The organism is Ruegeria sp. BI12 (genome assembly GCF_056537985.1).
Genome location: NZ_JBQFSL010000003.1, coordinates 403294 through 423236 on the forward strand (window position 1 = coordinate 403294; position 19943 = coordinate 423236).

The 19943-nt window shown below is 56.9% G+C and carries 19 protein-coding genes; 9 read left to right on the forward strand and 10 right to left on the reverse strand.

What is annotated here, in order from left to right:
* Window positions 1-49 precede the first annotated feature (49 nt).
* Genes ACR0AK_RS20850 through hslO form a run of 3 tightly spaced genes read right to left on the reverse strand, consistent with a single transcriptional unit; the run spans window position 50 to window position 2767 of the window.
* A complete protein-coding gene (locus ACR0AK_RS20850) occupies window positions 50-1204 on the reverse strand; it encodes a CCA tRNA nucleotidyltransferase (RefSeq protein ID WP_480794829.1) in 1155 nt (384 codons plus the stop codon).
* On the reverse strand, window positions 1201-1806 hold the full coding sequence (locus tag ACR0AK_RS20855; protein ID WP_170564091.1) for a CoA pyrophosphatase: 606 nt from the start codon (window positions 1804-1806) through the stop codon (window positions 1201-1203). The genes ACR0AK_RS20850 and ACR0AK_RS20855 overlap by 4 nt, the downstream gene beginning before the upstream one ends.
* Entirely contained in the window at window positions 1790-2767 is a 978-nt protein-coding gene (gene hslO, locus ACR0AK_RS20860) for an Hsp33 family molecular chaperone HslO (protein ID WP_170564088.1), read from the reverse strand. The genes ACR0AK_RS20855 and hslO overlap by 17 nt, the downstream gene beginning before the upstream one ends.
* Window positions 2768-2843: 76 nt before the next feature.
* On the opposite strand from hslO, the gene ACR0AK_RS20865 reads away from it, so the two are divergent.
* Window positions 2844-3290, forward strand: coding sequence for an NUDIX hydrolase (locus ACR0AK_RS20865; RefSeq protein ID WP_480794830.1), 447 nt, complete (start codon window positions 2844-2846; stop codon window positions 3288-3290).
* Here ACR0AK_RS20865 and ACR0AK_RS20870 read toward each other — a convergent pair.
* Window positions 3284-4555 (reverse strand): PP2C family protein-serine/threonine phosphatase, encoded by a 1272-nt coding sequence (locus tag ACR0AK_RS20870; RefSeq protein WP_480794831.1) that lies wholly within the window; start codon window positions 4553-4555, stop codon window positions 3284-3286. The two genes, ACR0AK_RS20865 and ACR0AK_RS20870, sit on opposite strands and share 7 nt — an antisense overlap.
* A gap of 151 nt (window positions 4556-4706) precedes the next feature.
* Between ACR0AK_RS20870 and ACR0AK_RS20875 the strand changes: the two genes are divergently transcribed.
* Window positions 4707-5054, forward strand: coding sequence for an Hpt domain-containing protein (locus ACR0AK_RS20875; protein WP_480794832.1), 348 nt, complete (start codon window positions 4707-4709; stop codon window positions 5052-5054).
* 113 nt (window positions 5055-5167) lie between these two features.
* On the opposite strand, the gene ilvA is transcribed toward ACR0AK_RS20875, so the two are convergent.
* A complete protein-coding gene (gene ilvA / locus ACR0AK_RS20880; protein ID WP_480794833.1) occupies window positions 5168-6394 on the reverse strand; it encodes a threonine ammonia-lyase IlvA in 1227 nt (408 codons plus the stop codon).
* A gap of 56 nt (window positions 6395-6450) precedes the next feature.
* Window positions 6451-7239, reverse strand: a complete 789-nt coding sequence (locus ACR0AK_RS20885; RefSeq protein WP_480794834.1) for a hypothetical protein — start codon at window positions 7237-7239, stop codon at window positions 6451-6453.
* Window positions 7240-7357: 118 nt separating this feature from the next.
* Here ACR0AK_RS20885 and ACR0AK_RS20890 point away from each other — a divergent pair, with 118 nt between their 5' ends.
* From ACR0AK_RS20890 to msrA, 3 genes are all read left to right on the forward strand, one after another.
* Window positions 7358-8584, forward strand: coding sequence for an argininosuccinate synthase (locus ACR0AK_RS20890; protein ID WP_480794835.1), 1227 nt, complete (start codon window positions 7358-7360; stop codon window positions 8582-8584).
* A gap of 150 nt (window positions 8585-8734) precedes the next feature.
* On the forward strand, window positions 8735-9016 hold the full coding sequence (locus ACR0AK_RS20895) for an SCP2 sterol-binding domain-containing protein (protein WP_170564071.1): 282 nt from the start codon (window positions 8735-8737) through the stop codon (window positions 9014-9016).
* Between the two features lie 98 nt (window positions 9017-9114).
* A complete protein-coding gene (msrA, locus tag ACR0AK_RS20900; protein WP_480794836.1) occupies window positions 9115-9786 on the forward strand; it encodes a peptide-methionine (S)-S-oxide reductase MsrA in 672 nt (223 codons plus the stop codon).
* Here the strand turns inward: msrA and ACR0AK_RS20905 are convergent.
* Both ACR0AK_RS20905 and ACR0AK_RS20910 read right to left on the reverse strand, forming a co-directional pair.
* Window positions 9783-10655: a ribokinase gene (locus tag ACR0AK_RS20905; RefSeq protein WP_480794837.1), complete on the reverse strand. Its 873-nt coding sequence runs from the start codon at window positions 10653-10655 to the stop codon at window positions 9783-9785. The genes msrA and ACR0AK_RS20905 overlap by 4 nt on opposite strands.
* 3 nt (window positions 10656-10658) lie before the next feature.
* Entirely contained in the window at window positions 10659-12914 is a 2256-nt protein-coding gene (locus tag ACR0AK_RS20910; protein WP_170564062.1) for an NADP-dependent malic enzyme, read from the reverse strand.
* Between the two features lie 162 nt (window positions 12915-13076).
* Between ACR0AK_RS20910 and mutS the strand changes: the two genes are divergently transcribed.
* The gene (gene mutS / locus ACR0AK_RS20915; protein WP_480794878.1) at window positions 13077-15692 is read left to right on the forward strand and encodes a DNA mismatch repair protein MutS; all 2616 of its coding nucleotides are present in this window, start codon (window positions 13077-13079) and stop codon (window positions 15690-15692) included.
* Window positions 15693-15723: 31 nt separating this feature from the next.
* On the opposite strand, the gene ACR0AK_RS20920 is transcribed toward mutS, so the two are convergent.
* Window positions 15724-16287: a nucleotide exchange factor GrpE gene (locus ACR0AK_RS20920; protein ID WP_170410868.1), complete on the reverse strand. Its 564-nt coding sequence runs from the start codon at window positions 16285-16287 to the stop codon at window positions 15724-15726.
* Window positions 16288-16297: 10 nt separating this feature from the next.
* Window positions 16298-17362, reverse strand: coding sequence for a heat-inducible transcriptional repressor HrcA (gene hrcA / locus ACR0AK_RS20925; RefSeq protein ID WP_480794838.1), 1065 nt, complete (start codon window positions 17360-17362; stop codon window positions 16298-16300).
* 112 nt (window positions 17363-17474) lie between these two features.
* Between hrcA and rph the strand changes: the two genes are divergently transcribed.
* Genes rph through hemW form a run of 3 tightly spaced genes read left to right on the forward strand, consistent with a single transcriptional unit; the run spans window position 17475 to window position 19943 of the window.
* Window positions 17475-18188, forward strand: a complete 714-nt coding sequence (gene rph, locus ACR0AK_RS20930; RefSeq protein ID WP_170412685.1) for a ribonuclease PH — start codon at window positions 17475-17477, stop codon at window positions 18186-18188.
* The gene (gene rdgB / locus ACR0AK_RS20935) at window positions 18185-18799 is read left to right on the forward strand and encodes an RdgB/HAM1 family non-canonical purine NTP pyrophosphatase (protein ID WP_480794839.1); all 615 of its coding nucleotides are present in this window, start codon (window positions 18185-18187) and stop codon (window positions 18797-18799) included. Before rph ends, rdgB begins: the two co-directional genes overlap by 4 nt.
* The gene (gene hemW, locus ACR0AK_RS20940; protein WP_480794840.1) at window positions 18792-19943 is read left to right on the forward strand and encodes a radical SAM family heme chaperone HemW; all 1152 of its coding nucleotides are present in this window, start codon (window positions 18792-18794) and stop codon (window positions 19941-19943) included. The genes rdgB and hemW overlap by 8 nt, the downstream gene beginning before the upstream one ends.

The following is a 19943-nucleotide window of genomic DNA, read 5'->3' on the forward strand; positions in this document are numbered from 1 at the left end:
GCAAGTAACCATAAACTTATTTACTTGTCATCCCCTTTTGAGACTTCCTTTATTCACCTAGCAGGTCTTCGCGACCCAGCGTGAAGCCCGAGGCAATCCACTGCGCCTCAAGCTCAGCCAGTTTCTTGCCCAGCGCGGGGCCGGTGAATTCAGGGATCAGATCTGTTGCCTTGACCGGAAAGATCGCAGCGGCACCAGCGTGAAGATCGCGTTTGATAGTGTCTGACCAGGGCTGCTCCAGAAAGGCACAACGCAAAAGCGATTCATGCAGCCCGTCTGTTTCGCCGTATCGAAACCCCAATTCGGCAAAGCTGGCCGGGCTGGATGCTTCATCGCGCATACGGGCCAGGCGCTGCAATTGTGCACGACTAAGACGCAACGATTTCGCGACCTCGGGCGGCGCAATGGCCGCCAGTCGCCGCACCGTTTCCGGATCGGCGCCGGCCTGCTGTTCCAACGCGATCAATGGTGCCAATGCACGATCGTCTGCGCCCGGCAATAGTTGCACCATAACTCCGGCACTGCGCATCGCTGCAACGGAGGGCGCGGGATCAGGTGCCCCCAACAGTTTCAATAGCTCGGCCCCAACGCGTTCGCGGGATAAACCCGCCAGACCGTCCAGGTTGGACGCAATGGCCGCCAGAGCGTCGGGATCAAACCCAGCCTCGGCATCCCCATACCAGGCGTGAAAGCGGAAATAGCGCAGCGACCGCAGGTAATCCTCACGAATTCGGTTCGCAGCAGTGCCGATAAACCGGACGCGACGCGCCTGCAGATCAGGCAAGCCATTCAAAGGGTCCAGAACGATACCGTCAGGCCTCGCATAGATCGCATTCATCGTGAAATCGCGACGTGCGGCATCCTCTTCGACTTTGCCCGAAAAAGCGACGACTGCGCGACGGCCATCCGTTTCAACATCACGGCGAAAGGTAGTGATCTCATGCGGGATACCCTGACTAACCACGGTGATTGTGCCGTGATCAATCCCGGTGGGTATGGCCTTAAGCCCCGCTTTCTGCGCCAGCTCGACCACTTTTTCAGGCCGCGCGTCGGTAGCGATATCGATATCTGATACCGGAGATCCCAATAGCGCGTTGCGGACACATCCGCCGACAAACAAAGCCTGGAAACCAGCGTCGGTCAGGGCGGCGCAAACCCGTTGCGTTGCAGGTTCGGACACCCAGTCTTCTGTGATGTGAGTCATTCGTTAATCCGTGCTGCCAATCCCCGCAAAATTCGGGCTGTTGCACCCCAGATGTAATAGGGGCCGAAAGGTACCGTGAAATAATACCGCCTTTGTCCGCGCCAGCGACGCGATTCAACGATATAATTCGCAGGGTTGAGCACATGTGCAAGAGGAACTGAAAACACCTCGGCCACTTCGCCCGGCTCGGGCGCGGATTGAAAAGTTTCCCGCAAGATTGCAACTACAGGCGTTACGGTGAAAGACGTCACCGTTTCATGCGTCGGCAAGTGGCCAAGAATTTCCGGCAACTCCTGTGGAAGGCCGATTTCTTCCTGGGCTTCGCGCAAAGCGGTGGCGGTTACATCCGCATCGCCTTTGTCCTGTTTGCCACCCGGAAAAGCAATCTGTCCGGGGTGATGTTTAAGGGCCGAAGATCGTTTTGTAAGGATCAGGCGGGGCACACCACCTACCAGCGAAATCGGAACCAAAACTCCGGCGGGACGGAGTTTGCGGCCTTCGGGAAGAACAAAATCGGGGTTCAGGTCGAAATCGCTTGAACCTTCGCCAGGGCGGCGCAAGGCCGCCCGCAGCTGATCAGTTGGATCAGGCGTTGTCCGCATCAAACCCAACCGTAGAAGGATCAAGCACGTAATGCGCACCACAGAACTGGCAATCGGCGGTCACGTCACCCTCGGGCGTGGTCATCTTCTCGATGTCCTTGGCCGAATAAATCGACAGACTTTGCCGCACACGATCTTCGGAACATGTGCACCCAAATTGCACCGACTGCGCATCGTAGACCCGAGGCTGTTCTTCGTGGAACAGACGGATCAATAAATCCGTGGGTGCAATTGACGGGCCGATCAGTTCCAGGTCATCGACCGTGTCCAACAACACGTTGACGCGACCCCAATTTTCGCCTTCTTCACCATCGACAAGATCATTTGCAGTCAGGATGTTCCCTTCGCCCTCACCGGAGGCCACAAAGGGCGAAGCTTTTGGCATGTGCTGCAGCATGACCCCACCTGCACGCCAGTGTTCGCCTACGCCCGGCTCGGTCGATTTGCCAAAGCTTAGCGAAAACCGGGTCGGTAACTGTTCTGACTGGGCGAAATACGCCTCGGCACAAGCGCTAAGCGATCCTCCGTCCAGAGGGGTGATGCCTTGATAAGGTTGGGTTCCCTCACCCTGATCAATCATGATGGCAAAATACCCCTCGCCCACCTGATCGAACGGAGCACCGTCTGTCAGGCGGTCGCGGTCAAAGCTGGCATAGGCACGAATACGGGCCGGCTCACCCTCGGTCTTTGGGGCATAGTAATCGGTCGCAATCATGCGCACAGCACCCTTGGACTGAACCTGCAGAGACAGCTTCCAGCGCAGCGCAACTGTCTGGCCGATCAGCGCAGTCAGAAGGGCCATTTCGGCCACCAACGCCTCGACCTTTTCGGGGTAGTCATGCTGTTTCAGGATGCCGTCAAGCACACCATCCAGACGGGCTACGCGGCCGCGGATGTCCGATACATCGAGTTGAAAGGGCAGGACGGTATCGTCCCACGCGATTTTTGTTCCAAGAGACATGGGGTTTCCTTACACGCCACAGGTTGGCATACCGCCAGCATATAGGTCGAACTATTCGGGTTTTAAGGGGCCATACATGATCAGACGGTTTGGTGAAACCCCTCAAGCCGGGCGGACATACACGCGCCGGGTGGGAGTTTATGCGTTGCTGCCCCGTGGCCAAAGCCTTTTGCTGACCTGCCAGACAGAACCCGGGCCTGATCTACAATTGCCCGGCGGTGGAATTGATCCGGGCGAATCACCGATCACGGCCCTGCACCGCGAAGTGTTCGAAGAAACCGGCTGGTTGATCGCATCGCCGCGTCGCATCGGTGCCTTTCGTCGGTTCACTTATATGCCCGAATACGATCTGTGGGCTGAAAAGATTTGCCACATCTATCGCGCCCGTCCTGTTCGGCGAATGGGACCGCCATCTGAACCGTTCCACGAAGCCCTGTGGATGCACACTGCCGATGCGGTTCAGATGCTGGGCAATGGCGGCGATCGCCACTTTGCCGCGCTGCATGAACAACGGCTTCAGTGACCATTATATTCAAAGAATACGGCCGAAATATCATCATCCATTCCCTGACCGGGCGACATGGCCTGCGTCAGCCGCCAGAACATATCGTCCAGGAATTCAGTTCCGCTTCGGCACGACCCGCAATCCAGTGCCATCTTTAGCAAGCCGTCCTCTTCCAGCAAGCCGCCATCGGCAAGACTGCATTCCGTAAAGCCATCGGAATACAGCAATAGCCGGTCACCGGGCTGCATATAAAACTCGGTCCGTTGAAAGGTGACGTCCGGCAGCAATCCGATGGGCAACCCGCCCTCACCCAGAAATTCAGTTCTTCCGTCCTGACATAGCAACAGCGGATGTGGGTGCCCTGCCTGCACCATTTTCACATGCCCGTTGCGCAGGTCCACGATGGCATAGACCATCGTAAAATACTCTTCGATCCCCGTGTCTGCCATCAGCCGCGAATTCAGAGTTTCCGCGACCTCTTCAGGTGGCAGCAACGCGTAAAATTTGTCGAACCGCCGCGCCATCGCAACGTTCTGATCAAAGTGATTGCTGGACAGGTAGCCCCCCAATCGCGCCGTCATCATGGCCGACGTGATGCCATGTCCGGATACATCGATACTGTAAAACCCCAGCCTGTTCACACCCGGAGAGAACATCCCCACCAGATCGCCTCCTATATGACCGCAGGGTTTCAGCAGCATACTCACCCGGGATTTACCAAACTCGCGCGTCAGTTCCGGGACCAGTGATTCCTGTATTTTTCGCGCCTGTATCAGGTCTTTGTCGATCGCATCGTGGGCAACGCGCAGTTCCTCAAGCGCAGATTCGATCAACTGGTTTTTCCTAGACAACTCGCGCTGCATATCAAGAATACGCGCACCCGCCGAGATGCGCGCCCGCAGTTCATCCGCCTCCAGCGGTTTGATCAGAAAATCATCCGCACCAGCATCCAGGCCGCGAGCCACTTCTTGCTTTTCACTTTTGGACGTCAGCAGAATAAAATAGCTGTATTGCTTGCTGTCCAGGGCGCGAAACGCCTTGCAAAAGTCCAACCCGCTCATTCCCGGCATGACCCAGTCACTAAGGACCAGATCCGGTGGATCCGACGCACACATTTCAATTGCGACGTCACCACTGTCGGCCTCAAGCACGTCAAAGCCCCACTTCTTGAGTGAAGCGACCAGAATTCGCCGCTGCAGGCGGCTGTCATCGACAACAAGCACCTTTTGGATCGCACCAAAGTCCAGTTCTGATCCGTTGTCTGCCTGACTGACCTCTGCCACCTTAACCCTCTACCCAGCAACGCTTATCGGAATGGGATGACCTTATCGCGAGGCTGTTTAACAATGGGTGAAAAGCGAAACCCTTGCCGCTTAACCCGCTCTTTACTCATTCTGCGCTACCAAATCCCCAAGCAGATACGGTGAGGATGGCATGATCAACTGGTCCAGGGTTCGACAGCTAAGGGACGAGGTCGGCGCCAGCGAATTTAATGAGGTGGTGCATATCTTTCTTGACGAAGTGAATGAGGCGCTTACCCGGCTTCGCAACGACTCCGCCCGCACAGAGCTCGAACAAAACCTACATTTTGTAAAAGGAAGCGCGCTGAGCCTTGGGTTCGAGACCTTAGCCAAGCTTTGTCAGGACGGGGAAAGGCAATCGGCACAGGGGGACGCCCAAGTGGTCGACGTTGCCAATATCCTTAGCGCATTCGAACACTCTGCCGTTGAATTCAAGGCAGGGTTAAGCAGTCTATTGCGGCCAGCGAAGCCGGTAGATTGACCGACGGGTTTCCGTTCATCGCTGTTCCAAAGTTCGCGTCAATCTGGCAACCTTGGCAACCCGATCAGTTCTGAGGTGGTTGATCTAGACCTACCCCAAGCCGAGCCACACGGTCAGATCACGAATTGGACAAGCGTTTCATCTTCGGTGATGTCGGTATAGGTAAAGCCCGCATCGTCAAGATGCGCAAAAAGGCGCACGAAGTTCTCGGGCTTTCGCGTTTCGATACCGATCAAGACCGACCCGAAATTGCGGGCCGACTTTTTCAAGTATTCAAAGCGAGCAATATCGTCCTCGGGGCCGAGGATGCCCAGAAACTCTTTTAGTGCACCCGGACGTTGTGGCAGGCGCAGGATGAAGTACTTCTTGACGCCGGAATAACGCTGCGCCCGTTCTTTAACCTCAGGCAATCGTTCGAAATCGAAGTTGCCGCCCGAGGTGACACACACAACGGTTTTTCCCCGGATAAAGCTTTGCACGTCGCCCACAGCCTCGACCGCCAAGGCCCCAGCTGGTTCCAGAACGATGCCCTCGACGTTCAGCATTTCAATCATGGTTGTACAAATGCGGTCTTCGGACAGCGCGATAACGTCGGACAGGTGGCGGGATTTCAACAACTCAAACGGCTTTTCCCCAATCCGGCCTACGGCAGCGCCGTCGACAAATGTATCCACATGGTCCAAAGCCACCGGATGCCCCGCCGCCAAAGCCGCCCGCAGACAAGCCCCACCCGCCGGTTCTACGAACAAACAATGTGTGCGATCCCCGAACCACGTTGCCACACCGGAAGACATGCCGCCGCCACCCACCGGTAAGATGACATGATCGGGCACCTGTCCCAGCTGTTCCTCGATCTCGACCGCCAGCGAAGCCTGGCCTTCGATCACATCTTCATCGTCGAACGGCGACAGGAAGTATCCACCTTGCTGGGCACACCAGTCCTGCGCCGCAGCCAGAGTATCGTCAAAATAGTCTCCGGTCAGGTGGATCTCGATATTGTCGCCACCGAAAATCCGGGTCTTTTGGATTTTCTGCTGCGGCGTCGTCACCGGCATAAAGATCACACCCTTCACACCCAGATGCTTGCACATAAAGGCCACACCCTGTGCGTGATTGCCCGCACTGGCACAGACGAACAGTTCCTGCCCCTGCTGCTTGCGCATGGCATTGAATGCGCCACGGATCTTGTAGGACCGCACCGGGCTTAGGTCTTCGCGCTTGAGCCAGATGTCCGCGCCATAGCGGTCGGACAGATGGGCATTCCGTTGCAACGGCGTCGCAGGAAACACAGAGCGCATTGCCTGTTCGGCAGCACGGGCGCGGGTCATGAAATCGGTCATGAACGCTTCACTGGCTTATCCCGACTAAAAGAGCAAGGAATACATATGTGTACGGCTCAAGAGAGCTCGCGTTTCTCGATATAGACGCCATAGATCGTGGTCAGGATGCTGACATTGATCAATGGGATTACCAGCATACTTGCAAACAACACGATCAAGACACCAATAACCGGGACAAAGAGCAATAGTGACGCCAGCAGTTGAAGCAACAACTGGAGGAGTATGGACAAAACGACCAAAAGCGCAATTGCACCACTGGCGCCCGAAGTTGCCTGCCAAGCCTCAGAAAGTTTTATTGGTTTTCCGATGGCTGCGCCGGGCAAAATAGGGGATGCCCGATAAAACCCGATAGTGAGAAAGATTACCAAAGCCACCCAGACCAAAATTCCCAACGCTGCTGAAGCTTGCGCCATCAATCCCATGACCAGCATCGCTGGTAACATTATCACAAGAGCTATGAGGCAAAGCATAAGAAGACGCCCAAAATAGGCGAGAACCCGGTCGAACCGGAAGGGTGGAACCAGCCCGGTCGGGTATTCCTCAAGCAGGACAAATCGGTGCCACGACACGATAATCCAAAGCATAACCCCCAAGACAACCACCATTAAACACAACATAAACCCTGTGAAGGAAGCCGCTGTTACACCTTCGGGGAAGCCGGTTGTTTCACTGTCGAATTCTTCAAAAGGGATGCCGAATAGAAAAAACAAAGCGATGGCCAGAAGACCACCGATAAGCGCAGGCACAACTGAAATCTGCAGCGCTTGTTTAAGGTTCCTTAGAACCATCTTCACCGAATGCACCAAAATCTCTAGTCCCAGCACGAAAACCGCCCTCTCAACCAATCCTTGTTCTCTTTCCGAACGTTTCACCCCAATTCCGGGCCTGCGTCAATCCACACAGCTTGCCCCCGCGTTCAAAACCCGCTAGGGGCCAGTCGTTCTACGCATAAAGGGAAGTCAGATGTCCGCGCCCAAGAAAGTTGTTCTGGCCTATTCCGGTGGCCTTGATACCTCGATCATTCTGAAATGGCTGCAGACCGAGTATGGCTGTGAGGTTGTGACCTTCACCGCCGATCTGGGTCAGGGTGAGGAACTGGAACCCGCCCGCCAAAAGGCCGAGATGCTGGGGATCAAGCCCGAGAACATCTATATCGAGGACATCCGCGAAGAGTTTGTCCGCGACTTTGTTTTCCCGATGTTCCGCGCCAACGCGCAATATGAAGGCCTATACCTGCTGGGTACCTCGATCGCGCGGCCGCTGATTTCCAAGCGCCTGGTCGAGATCGCTGAAGAAACCGGTGCCGACGCTGTGGCGCATGGTGCCACCGGTAAGGGCAACGATCAGGTTCGCTTTGAACTGGCGGCCTATGCTCTGAACCCAGAAATCAAAGTCATTGCGCCGTGGCGTGAGTGGGACCTGACCAGCCGGACGCGTCTGTTGGAATGGGCCGAAGCCCATCAGATTCCGATCGCCAAAGACAAGCGCGGTGAGGCGCCCTTCTCGGTCGACGCGAACCTGCTGCACACGTCGTCCGAAGGTAAGGTTCTGGAAGACCCCGCCGATATGGCACCCGATTATGTCTATCAGCGCACCGTCCACCCCGAAGACGCGCCGAACGAGCCGGAATTCATCGAGATCGGCTTTGAAAAAGGCGACGCAGTCAGCATCAATGGCGAGGCGATGAGCCCGGCCACCATCCTGACCAAGCTGAACGAATATGGCGGCAAGCACGGTATTGGCCGTCTCGATCTGGTTGAAGGTCGTTTCGTGGGTATGAAGTCGCGCGGTATCTATGAAACACCCGGCGGCACCATTCTGCTGGAAGCGCATCGCGGCATCGAATCCATCACCATGGACCGCGGCGCGATGCATCTGAAAGACCAGTTGATGCCGCAATATGCCGAGCTGATCTACAACGGCTTCTGGTACTCGCCCGAACGCGAGATGTTGCAAGCCGCCATCGACAAGTCGCAGGAACACGTTACCGGCACCGTGCGCGTGAAACTGTACAAAGGTCTGGCCTCGACCGTTGGTCGTTGGTCGGATCATTCGCTCTATTCCGAAGAGCATGTAACATTCGAAGACGATGCAGGCGCTTACGATCAAAAAGACGCTGCAGGCTTCATCCAATTGAATGCCCTGCGCCTGAAACTGCTGGCTTCGCGCGAGAAGCGTCTGTCCAAGTAATTCTTGCCATCGCTGCAACGACGAACCCCGGTGCCCGAAATGGTGCCGGGTTTTTCTTTATCTTCACTGGCCTGTTAGTTCCAGTAGCGTCACCCTTGCCAGTTTCGCCCTTTTGTCTTTACGCAAAGGTCAACAGGGAAAGGGTAAAACATGCTTCAGGACATCGCCGACGGGATTCAAAAAGGTCTGAGAGATAAGACGTTTGACGGCTCTCTCAAATTCGACTGCGGCGATGACGGGGTGATCGTGCTGATCGACAACCAAGCAACGACGCAGGATCAGGATGCCGACTGCACGATCCGAATTTCCCAGGAAAACCTTACGAAGCTGCTGACCGGCAAACTGAACCCGATGACCGGCGTGGCGCTGGGTAAGCTCAAAATTTCAGGCAACATGGGTGTCGCTATGAAATTGGGCCAACTGCTGGGTTAAGAGCTGATAAACTCGTCTCACCAGCGCGTGACAAACCATGTCAGCGGATTGCAACGGCAGAAAAGTCCGGGCAGCCTGATCTCAGAAGGAGATCTGCTATGACACGGACCGCATACCTCGATTTCGTTAAACCGTCGCTTCTGTTTGTCCTGATCACACTGGCGGCAATGCTGCGCGCCTTGCCCGCACCGGCTGCCGGCACCGAAACCCTGACCGTCGCTGGAGGGTGTTTCTGGTGTGTTGAATCCGATTTTGAATCCGTTCCCGGCGTGATCGGTGCCGTCTCTGGCTTTACCGGCGGCAAGACTGCCAATCCGACTTATGATCAGGTGACAAAGGGTGGCACCGGTCATTACGAGGCCGTGCAAATCACCTTTGATCCCGCGCAGGTTTCCCGTGAAACACTACTGAGTATGTTCTTCCGTTCCGTTGACCCAACTGATGCAGGTGGTCAGTTCTGTGACCGCGGCGACAGCTATCGCACTGCGGTTTTTGTCTCTAACGCGGGGGAAAAGGCGCTGGCACAGCAAGCTAAGACCAACGCGCAGAATGCCCTGGGTCAAAAGGTTGTCACACCTATTCTGCAGTCGGGCGCATTTTATCCGGCCGAGGCCTACCATCAGGATTACTACAAGGGCGATAAGCTGGTGCTCACCCGTTTTGGACCCAAGCGCCAGAAAAACGCATACAAAGCTTACCGCAAGGCTTGCGGTCGGGACGCACGCGTCAAACAGCTCTGGGGTAGCGACGCACCTTTCGCCGGATCCTAATCGAACCGGGCCTCCAGCACCTCTTTGAGGTCAGGAATAACATCCGCCGTACCGTGCCGCGTGACCATCAGGGCCGCGGCACGATTTGCTTGTGCAATCGCCTGCGGCATCGGCAACCCGCGTTCCATTCCAGCCAGAACATAACCGGTGAAGGTATCCCCTGCGCCAGTGGTGTCCACCGCATTCACCTTATGCGCTGAAATCTGTAGCATCTCGCCATCCTTGGGAAGATAGCGCGCGCCTTTGGATCCCAGCGTGACCAGAACATGTTTCACGGGCAAATCGGCGACGGATTGGCCGGTGCTTTCACAAAGCTGTTCCGCCTCAACCTCATTCAGGATCAGAAAATCCAAGTATGGCAGCACCGCCTGCACGGCATCCGCCTGAAACGGCGCGGCAGCGTAGCAGATCGTCAGACCCAGATCACGACCCATGCGGGCGGCTTCGACCTGGGAATTGGTTTCGTTCTGCATGACCAGCAGATCACCCCGAACGGCCTGCGACAGCGCCTGTCGCAGCTGATCCTCGGTGATGGCGTGGTTTGCGCCGGGATACAGAATAATCTGGTTCTCACCTTGCGCATCGACCGCAATAATCGCGTGACCCGTAGGCACGTCGACCTCAGCGGTGAACCGGGTGTCGACGCCATATTCCGTCATGCGATCCCGCGCCCAGCGCCCGTCTGGTCCGACGCCACCGATATGCGCCACACGCGATCCAGCACGCGCCGCCGCAACGGACATATTGGCGCCCTTGCCACCCAGAAAACGTTCAAAGTTCGTGGCAGCCAGTGTTTCACCGGCAGTGGGCAGATGCGGCAGGCCATAGACCATGTCCGCATTGATCGAGCCAAGGTTCCAGATCGTCACAGCTTATCCAATATCGCAAGCGGCCAGAATGGCCATGTTCAGGATGTCGTTTGCGGTCGACACGGTCGAGCAGATCTGGATCGGTTTATCGATTCCCGACAGAATAGGACCAATGACCGTTGCCTCACCCATTTCTTGCATCAGTTTTGTCGAGATTGAGGCCGAGTGGCGCGCCGGTACGATCAGGATATTTGCCGGACCGGTCAGGCGCGAGAACGGATAGGCCTCTTGTTGATCGACGTTCAGAGCGACATCCACAGTCATTTCGCCTTCGTATTCGAAATCGACACCGCGCTTGTCCAGAACTTCGGGCGCGACGTGCATCTTTTCGGCGCGTTCGGAGACCGGGTAGCCGAAAGTCGAGAAACTGACAAAGGCAACGCGCGGTTCAAGTCCCATGCTGCGCGCGACGGCCGCGGACCGCTCAGCGATGTTGGCCAAATCGTTTTCGTCTGGCCATTCATGCACCAGCGTATCACCGATCAGAACGATCCGTCCCTTGTGCAACAGAGCAGTCACGCCAACGGCACCATGTTCGGCATCTGCATCGAATACATGGTTGATCCGGTCCAGCACGTGCGCAGACTTACGCGTTGCCCCAGAAACCATACCATCGGCATGACCGTGGGCCAGCATCAGCGACGAGAACACGTGGCGGTCACGTGCTGCAAGGCGGTGAATGTCCTTACGGTCAAACCCGCGGCGCTGCAGGCGCTTGTAAAGGAAATCTTTATACGTATCGAGATGCGTGGTGTTGGCGGCGTTGACGACCTCGAGCTCACGCACGGCATCGCCCAAGCCGGCTGCTTCCAGCTTTTCTTTCACATCCTCGGCACGACCGACAACCAATGCTTTGCCGAAGCCCGAGCGCTGATACATGACTGCGGCGCGCAGAACGCGTGGATCGTCGCCCTCGGCAAAAATCATCCGACTTTGCGCGGCACGGGCACGGGCGTTCAGGCCGCGCAGGATGCTGGCCGTCGGATCCATACGGGATTTCAGGCTCAGCTCGTAAGCATCCATATCGATGATCGGACGACGGGCTGCGCCGGTGTCCATCCCCGCCTTGGCAACGGCGGGCGGAATACGGTGGATCAGGCGCGGATCAAACGGCGTCGGGATGATGTAATCACGGCCAAAAGTCAGCGTCTTGCCATAGGCCAGTGCAACCTCATCCGGCACGTCCTCGCGCGCCAGACGTGCCAGCGCGTGGGCACAGGCGATCTTCATCTCATCATTGATGGCGCGGGCGTGGATATCCAGCGCGCCGCGGAACAGGTAGGGGAATCCGAGTACGTTATTGACCTGATTGGGATAATCGCTGCGGCCGGTGGCAACGATCGCATCAACCCGAACCTCATGCGCCTCTTCCGGCGTGATCTCGGGATCCGGATTCGCCATGGCGAAGATCACCGGATTATCGGCCATGCTAGCGACCATATCCTGCGTCACAGCACCCTTCACCGACACACCAAGGAAGACGTCCGCGCCTTTCATGGCCTCTTCCAGAGTACGCAGATCCGTGGTGATCGCATGCGCCGATTTCCACTGGTTCATACCCTCAGTACGACCTTGATAGATCACACCCTTTGTGTCGCAGACGATGCAGTTTTCATGCTTTGCACCCATCGACTTGAGCAGCTCGATACAGGCGATACCTGCGGCACCCGCGCCATTGAGGACGATTTTCACGTCTTCGATCTTTTTGCCCGAGATATGCAGCGCGTTCAGCAGACCCGCCGCGCAGATCACCGCAGTTCCATGCTGGTCATCATGGAAGACCGGGATGTCCATCTCTTCCTTCAGGCGCTGTTCGATAATGAAACATTCGGGCGCCTTGATGTCCTCAAGGTTGATTCCGCCAAATGTCGGCCCCATCAAACGCACGGCACGGCAAAATTCATCCGGATCTTCTGTATCCAACTCGATATCGATTGAGTTCACATCAGCGAACCGTTTGAACAGGACCGATTTGCCTTCCATTACCGGTTTCGAGCCCAGCGCGCCCAGATTGCCAAGACCCAGAACGGCTGTGCCGTTTGAAATCACCGCAACAAGGTTACCCTTGTTGGTATAGTCATAGGCCGTTTCCGGCGCTTCGGCGATTGCTTCACATGGAACAGCGACACCGGGGCTGTATGCCAGCGACAGATCGCGCTGCGTGGTCATGGGAACGGTGGCCTGCACCTCCCACTTGCCTGGGGTCGGGTCGAGGTGAAAGGCCAGCGCCTCTTCTTTGGTGATCTTCGCTTTGGGCATGTGATGGGTCGTTTCTTTACATCTGCGGGACTTTTGCCTCATAGCGCAGGAGAACGCGCGCCTCAACGAGAATGAGTTTTCGGCTTTTACAGAAGATACGGGATTTGTAAGGTCGCGCTCGGAATACGCCAGAAGGGATCTGCCTTGTCCACAGTCACGCCGATGATGGCGCAATATCTCGAGATCAAAGAGGCCCACGCCGAAGCCCTGCTGTTTTATCGCATGGGCGACTTTTACGAGATGTTCTTTCAGGACGCCGTCAACGCCGCTGAGGCGCTGGACATCGCCCTGACCAAACGTGGAAAGCACAATGGAACTGACATTCCGATGTGCGGAGTCCCTGTGCACGCGGCCGAAGGCTATTTACTAACGCTGATCCGCAAAGGGTTCCGTGTCGCCGTCTGCGAGCAGATGGAAAGCCCGGCTGAAGCAAAGAAAAGAGGCTCAAAATCAGTCGTAAAGCGCGATGTCGTACGTTTGGTGACGCCCGGCACGCTGACCGAAGACGCCCTGCTGGAAGCCCGCCGCCACAACTTTCTGGCCGCATATGCCGAGGTCCGGGATGAGGCAGCATTGGCCTGGGCCGATATCTCGACCGGGGCGTTTCACGTGATGCCTTTGACCTCTGTCCGGCTAAGTCCCGAACTTGCCCGTCTGGCACCGTCCGAATTGATCGTGGCCGATGGGGTGCAAGACAAGCTGAATGAACCCGTGATGGATCTGGGTATCTCGCTCACCCCGATCGGGCGCGCAAGCTTTGACAGCACTGCGGCGGAAAAGCGCATCTGCGGGTTGTTCCACGTAGGCGCCTTGGATGCCTTCGGCAATTTTGGGCGCGCCGAGATTTCGGCCATGGGCGCATTGATCGACTATTTGGAGATAACACAGAAGGGCAAACTGCCCCTTCTGCAGACGCCTCTCAAAGAGTCCGAAGACCGCGTCGTCCAGATTGACGCTGCAACTCGGCGCAATCTGGAACTGACCCGGTCTCTTTCCGGCGGTCGGGCCGGGTCGTTGCTGTCCGTTGTGGATCGCACCGTTACACCGGGCGGTGCGCGACTGTTGGAGCAAAGGCTGTCCAGCGCTTCCCGCAATCTGGACGTCATCCATGGGCGGTTGGACGCGGTGAGTTTTGCGGCCGAAGACAGCCTAATTGCCGAAGACCTGCGCGAGGCGTTGCGCAAAACCCCTGATCTGGACCGCGCCCTGTCCCGCCTGTCACTTGATCGCGGCGGGCCCCGTGATCTGGCCGCCATTCGCAACGGCCTGACACAAGCAACTTCGATTGCCGAGCTTTGCGCAGATAAGGACTTACCCGTCCTTCTGGCGACCGCGTTGCAAAATCTGGTTGGTTTCGACGACCTGTTGAACCTGCTTGATGAAGCCCTTGTTGCCGAACCTCCGCTGCTAGCCCGCGACGGCGGATTCATCGCCCCGGGTTATGACACAGAGCTGGACGAAGCCCGCACCCTGCGCGACGAAGGCCGCTCGGTCATCGCAGGGTTTCAGCAGAAATATGCGGAACATACCGGAATCACGTCTCTGAAGATCAAGCACAACAACGTGCTGGGCTATTTCATTGAAACTACTGCCACCCACGCCGAGAAAATGCTGAACCCGCCGTTCAGCGAAACCTACATCCACCGCCAGACCACAGCCAATCAGGTGCGGTTCACTACAGTCGAGCTTTCGGAAATCGAAACCCGCATTCTGAACGCCGGAAATCTGGCGCTGGAGATCGAAAAGCGGCTCTATCAAAGGCTTTCTGATGAAATTCTGGGAAAAGCCGCCCGCCTGAACCAAGCCGCACGCGGGCTGGCCGAACTGGATCTGACCACCGCTCTGGCCGATCTGGCGCGCGGTGAGAACTGGTGTCGCCCACAAGTCGACGCCTCGCGCGCATTCGATGTTCAAGGCGGTCGTCACCCAGTTGTCGAACATGCCCTGCGACAGCAAAGCGGCGATGCCTTCATCGCCAACGACTGCGATCTCAGCGCGAATGATGGTGCGGCGATCTGGTTGCTCACCGGTCCAAACATGGCGGGTAAATCGACGTTCCTGCGCCAGAATGCACTGATCGCCCTGCTGGCTCAGATGGGCAGCTACGTCCCGGCAGAGCGGGCGCATATCGGCCTTGTCAGCCAGTTGTTCAGCCGCGTCGGAGCGTCGGATGATCTGGCGCGCGGACGCTCGACTTTTATGGTGGAAATGGTCGAGACCGCTGCCATCCTAAATCAGGCGGATGACCGTGCCCTCGTCATTCTGGATGAGATCGGCCGCGGCACAGCCACTTATGACGGGTTGTCCATCGCCTGGGCCACACTGGAACATCTGCACGCCTCGAACAAATGCCGGGCCCTGTTTGCCACGCATTATCACGAACTGACGGCGTTGGCGGGCAAGCTTGAAGGCGTCGAAAACGCCACTGTCGCAGTGAAAGAATGGGAAGGCGAAGTGATCTTCCTGCACGAAGTCCATAAAGGCGCGGCCGACAGATCCTATGGCGTACAAGTTGCCCAATTGGCCGGACTGCCGGCATCTGTGGTCGAACGCGCGCGTATCGTGCTGGATCAGCTGGAAAAAACCGAACGCGAAGGCGGTAAGCAAAAAGCCCTGATCGACGACCTGCCTTTGTTTTCGGCTGCGCCCCCTCCGCCACCACCTGCGCCCAAGGCATCACCTGTCACCGATATGCTCGATGAAATCCTGCCGGACGAGTTGACCCCACGTGAGGCATTGGATCTGATCTACAAACTGAAAGAGGCGGCCAGAACCTGACCGCCTCAATATTCGTTTGAACTGAAATCGTTCAGCTTGCCGGGGTCGAAGATACCCCAACCTGCGCCGGGCGCAGCAGGCGGTCGTGCAGCATGAAGCCTTCGGCCGAAACCTGAATGATGTCACCGGCGCGAGTACCAGGAACAGGTGCCTCAAACATCGCCTCATGCACATTCGGATCAAACCGGTCACCAACCTCGGGCGTGATCACTTCGATCCCGTGCTTTTGGAACACGTCTTTCAAAGCACGCATGGTCAGCTCAACGCCTTCCAGAAGTGGGCCTGCCACTTCTTTCTGCTCGTCAGTTGCGGCTTCGAGTGCACGTTTCATGTTGTCGTAAACCGGCAGCATGTCCCGGGCCAGTTTCGATCCGCCGTACTGCTCAGCATCCCGGCGGGCCTTGTCGCCACGCTTGCGCGCGTTTTCGGCATCCGCCAGTGCACGCATGAACTTGTCCTTGAAATCGTCCCGCTCAGCACGCAGCGCATCAAGTTCCAGCGCCTCTTCGCTGATCTCGGCAAATTCCTCGGCCAGCTCTTCCGCCTCGGCGGTTGCGATATCGTCCAGAAAATCTTCGTTCTTGGGCTCTGCCATCTCTTACCCTCTAGCTCCGGTCGGAAATCAGCTTGCCGACCAGTTGCGCCGTATAATCCACGATCGGCACGATCCGTCCATAATTTAAACGCGTGGGCCCGATGACCCCAACCGCACCGATTATCTTTCGATCAGCGTTCATATATGGAGACACCACCAAAGAGGAACCCGAAAGTGAGAAAAGTTTGTTCTCAGACCCGATAAAAATGCGCACACCCTCACCTTCCTCGGCCAATTCAAGAAATTCCGCTATGTCCTGCTTGCGCTCAAGGTCATCAAACAGCGTTCGGATTCGGTCCAGTTCCTCTGCTTCCCCTGGTTCCCCCAGTAGATTCGCTCGCCCTCGCACGATCAAACGGGCTGAGTCGGTGCCATCCCCATCCCAAGCAGCCATGCCACTTTCCACCATCTCGCGCGCCAACACGTCGATTTCCTGCCTACGCGCAGTGATCTGGGTCTGCATCTGACGACGCACTTCACTCAGCGTGCGCCCTTCGATAAGCGCATTCAGGAAATTCGCCGCTTCGCGCATCGAACTGGGTGTCTGTCCCGGCGGAGGCGTGAACAGGCGATTTTCAACATGACCGTCCGCAAAGACAAGAACGACCAAAGCACGGTCATGGGCCAACGAGACGAACTCGATATGCTTGATCTCGGACTCCTGCTTGGGAGTCAGAACCAGCGAAGCACCATGTGTCACGTGTGACAAAGCCGAGCCGATACGATCCAGCATTCCGCCCACATCGCCTGCGTTAGAGCCTAGTGTCTCGTCCAGTTTCTGCCGGTCGTCAGCACCCAGATCGCCAACTTCAAGCAATCCATCCACGAACATCCGCAACCCTTGCTGCGTTGGAATCCGCCCTGCACTGACATGAGGACTGTCGAGCAGGCCCAGGAACTCCAGATCCTGCATGACGTTTCGCACGGTCGCGGCGCTGACCTTCTCCGACAACGTACGCGTTAGCGTGCGACTTCCGACCGGTTCACCACTGTCCAAATAACTCTCGACGATCAGCCGGAACACTTCACGTGACCGGTCATTCATTTCGTCCAGAACTCTACTTGCTTTGCTCATCGGCAATCCTCTGCTGGATCGGCATTAAATCGCAGGCATATGAAAGGTCAATCGGGGTTGCATCCTAAGGCACGGGGACGTTATCCCCAACCCAGCAAACAAAGGATTTTCCATGCGACCCTCAGGACGTGATTTAAACGAAATGCGCGCCGTTTCAATCGAGACGGGCTTTACCAAACATGCCGAAGGTTCCTGCCTGATCAAAATGGGCGACACCCATGTTCTGTGCACCGCCACTATCGAGGATCGCGTGCCACCGTTCATCAAAGGCTCGGGCCTGGGCTGGGTCACTGCCGAATACGGCATGCTGCCCCGTGCAACCAACACCCGCATGCGGCGCGAGGCGGCCTCGGGCAAGCAAGGTGGTCGCACCGTGGAAATCCAGCGCCTGATTGGTCGCGCCCTGCGCGCCGGTGTGGATCGAGTTGCATTGGGCGAACGTCAGATCACCGTGGACTGCGATGTGATTCAGGCCGATGGCGGCACTCGCTGCGCCTCGATCACCGGCGGTTGGGTTGCGCTGCGTCTGGCGGTGAACAAATTGATGAAGGCTGGCGATGTGATCTCTGACCCGCTGGTCGATCCGGTAGCAGCGGTCTCTTGTGGCATCTATGCCGGTCAACCGGTGCTGGATTTGGATTACCCCGAAGACAGCGAAGCTGGCGTCGACGGCAACTTTATCATGACCGGATCAGGCAAACTGATCGAAGTGCAGATGAGTGCTGAAGGCTCGGTCTTTAGCCGCGCTCAGATGGATCAACTAATGGATCTGGCCGAAAAAGGCGTCGGTGAACTGGCCGCAGCGCAAAAGGCCGCCACCGCATGACCCGCAAGTTCGACGGTGACAGGCTGCTGGTGGCCACACACAACAAGGGCAAGCTTGACGAGATGAAACATCTCCTCGAAGCCTTTGGCGTGAAGGTTGTTGGTGCGGCAGAAATGAACCTGCCAGAGCCGGAGGAAACCGAAGATACGTTCGTCGGTAACGCCCGGATCAAGGCCCATGCCGCTGCCAAGGCCACCGGCCTGCCTGCCCTGTCGGACGATTCCGGGATCACCATCGACGCACTGGACGGCGCGCCCGGCGTATACACAGCCGACTGGGCCGAAACCGGTAATGGTCGCGATTTCCTTATGGCAATGACCCGAGCCCATGATGAGCTGGAGGCCGCACAAGCACCCCATCCACGCACCGCACAGTTTCGCTGCACTTTGGTTTTAGCCTGGCCGGATGGACATGACGAAGTGTTTGAAGGCGTGATGCCCGGACAACTTGTCTGGCCGATCCGTGGGGAAAATGGGTTTGGCTATGACCCTATGTTCCAACCGGACGGGCACGAACTGACCTGTGCGGAAATGGTTCCAGCAGAGAAACACAAAATCAGCCATCGTGGACGCGCCGTAACGGCCTTTGTTCAGGGTTGTTTCGGTGGATGACTGGCAGCATGGAGGCTTCGGCCTCTATGTTCACTGGCCTTTTTGCGAGGCCAAATGCCCATATTGTGACTTTAACAGCCATGTAACCAGGAATATTGATCAAAAACAATGGCTTAAGTCCTATTTGTCTGAACTGAATCGCGCGGCGGCCGAAACACCGGATCGGGTTCTGAACACAATCTTTTTTGGCGGCGGCACCCCGTCCCTGATGGCGCCGGAAACCGTCGCTGCCATTATCGACGAGGCACGCAAGCTTTGGCGCCCTGCCAATGACATGGAAATCACGCTTGAAGCCAATCCCGGATCGGTCGAGGCAGGCCGCTTTGCCGCCTATCGCGATGCGGGCGTGAACCGCGTTTCCATGGGCGTTCAGGCCCTGAATGACGAAGATCTGCGTCGGCTGGGCCGCATTCACACGGTCGCCGAAGCCCGCGCAGCGTTTGATATCGCCCGCAACTGTTTCGACCGCGTCAGTTTTGACATGATCTATGCGCGTCAACATCAAACCCCGGATGCCTGGCAAGCGGAGCTGACTGAGGCGCTGTCGATGGCTATCGACCACCTGTCGCTCTATCAGCTGACGATCGAGGAAGGCACCGCCTTTGGGGACCGCTATGCAGTCGGCAAGCTGCGCGGACTACCCGAAGACGACCACGCCGCCGATATGTATCTTGCCACGCAAGAGATATGCGAAGCCCACGGGCTGCCCGCCTATGAGGTTTCAAACCATGCACGACCAGGGGCGGAATCCCGGCACAACCTGATCTACTGGCGCTACGGAGATTACGTCGGTATTGGTCCCGGCGCGCATGGGCGCATTACGCTGAACGGCCAGAAAATTGCTACGGAAACCTATTTGTCTCCCAACGCCTGGCTTGCCGCAGTTGAACAAGGAAATGGCGAGAAAGAGAGATCATCGCTGGTCGCGCGAGATCAGGCCAGCGAATACCTTATGATGGGTTTGCGGATCACTGAAGGACTAGATGTTGATCGTTTCAATTCTCTTTCCGACCTCACACTGCCGGAAAACAGGCTTAGTAACCTAGAAGAAATTGGCATGATACGCCGGTCAAACGGCCGATTGATCGCCACAAAAGATGGCCGCGCAGTCCTAAACGCGGTCATCCGAGAGTTATTGGGATAA

Excerpts from the sequence above, each read along its gene's own strand:
- ACR0AK_RS20850 (WP_480794829.1), bottom strand. The coding sequence starts at position 1,204 with ATGACTCACATCACAGAAGACTGGGTGTCCGAACCTGCAACGCAACGG.
- ACR0AK_RS20855 (WP_170564091.1), bottom strand. The coding sequence starts at position 1,806 with ATGCGGACAACGCCTGATCCAACTGATCAGCTGCGGGCGGCCTTGCGC.
- hslO (WP_170564088.1), bottom strand. The coding sequence starts at position 2,767 with ATGTCTCTTGGAACAAAAATCGCGTGGGACGATACCGTCCTGCCCTTT.
- ACR0AK_RS20865 (WP_480794830.1), top strand. The coding sequence starts at position 2,844 with ATGATCAGACGGTTTGGTGAAACCCCTCAAGCCGGGCGGACATACACG.
- ACR0AK_RS20875 (WP_480794832.1), top strand. The coding sequence starts at position 4,707 with ATGATCAACTGGTCCAGGGTTCGACAGCTAAGGGACGAGGTCGGCGCC.
- ilvA (WP_480794833.1), bottom strand. The coding sequence starts at position 6,394 with ATGACCGATTTCATGACCCGCGCCCGTGCTGCCGAACAGGCAATGCGC.
- ACR0AK_RS20890 (WP_480794835.1), top strand. The coding sequence starts at position 7,358 with ATGTCCGCGCCCAAGAAAGTTGTTCTGGCCTATTCCGGTGGCCTTGAT.
- ACR0AK_RS20895 (WP_170564071.1), top strand. The coding sequence starts at position 8,735 with ATGCTTCAGGACATCGCCGACGGGATTCAAAAAGGTCTGAGAGATAAG.
- msrA (WP_480794836.1), top strand. The coding sequence starts at position 9,115 with ATGACACGGACCGCATACCTCGATTTCGTTAAACCGTCGCTTCTGTTT.
- ACR0AK_RS20910 (WP_170564062.1), bottom strand. The coding sequence starts at position 12,914 with ATGCCCAAAGCGAAGATCACCAAAGAAGAGGCGCTGGCCTTTCACCTC.
- mutS (WP_480794878.1), top strand. The coding sequence starts at position 13,077 with ATGATGGCGCAATATCTCGAGATCAAAGAGGCCCACGCCGAAGCCCTG.
- ACR0AK_RS20920 (WP_170410868.1), bottom strand. The coding sequence starts at position 16,287 with ATGGCAGAGCCCAAGAACGAAGATTTTCTGGACGATATCGCAACCGCC.
- hrcA (WP_480794838.1), bottom strand. The coding sequence starts at position 17,362 with ATGAGCAAAGCAAGTAGAGTTCTGGACGAAATGAATGACCGGTCACGT.
- rph (WP_170412685.1), top strand. The coding sequence starts at position 17,475 with ATGCGACCCTCAGGACGTGATTTAAACGAAATGCGCGCCGTTTCAATC.
- rdgB (WP_480794839.1), top strand. The coding sequence starts at position 18,185 with ATGACCCGCAAGTTCGACGGTGACAGGCTGCTGGTGGCCACACACAAC.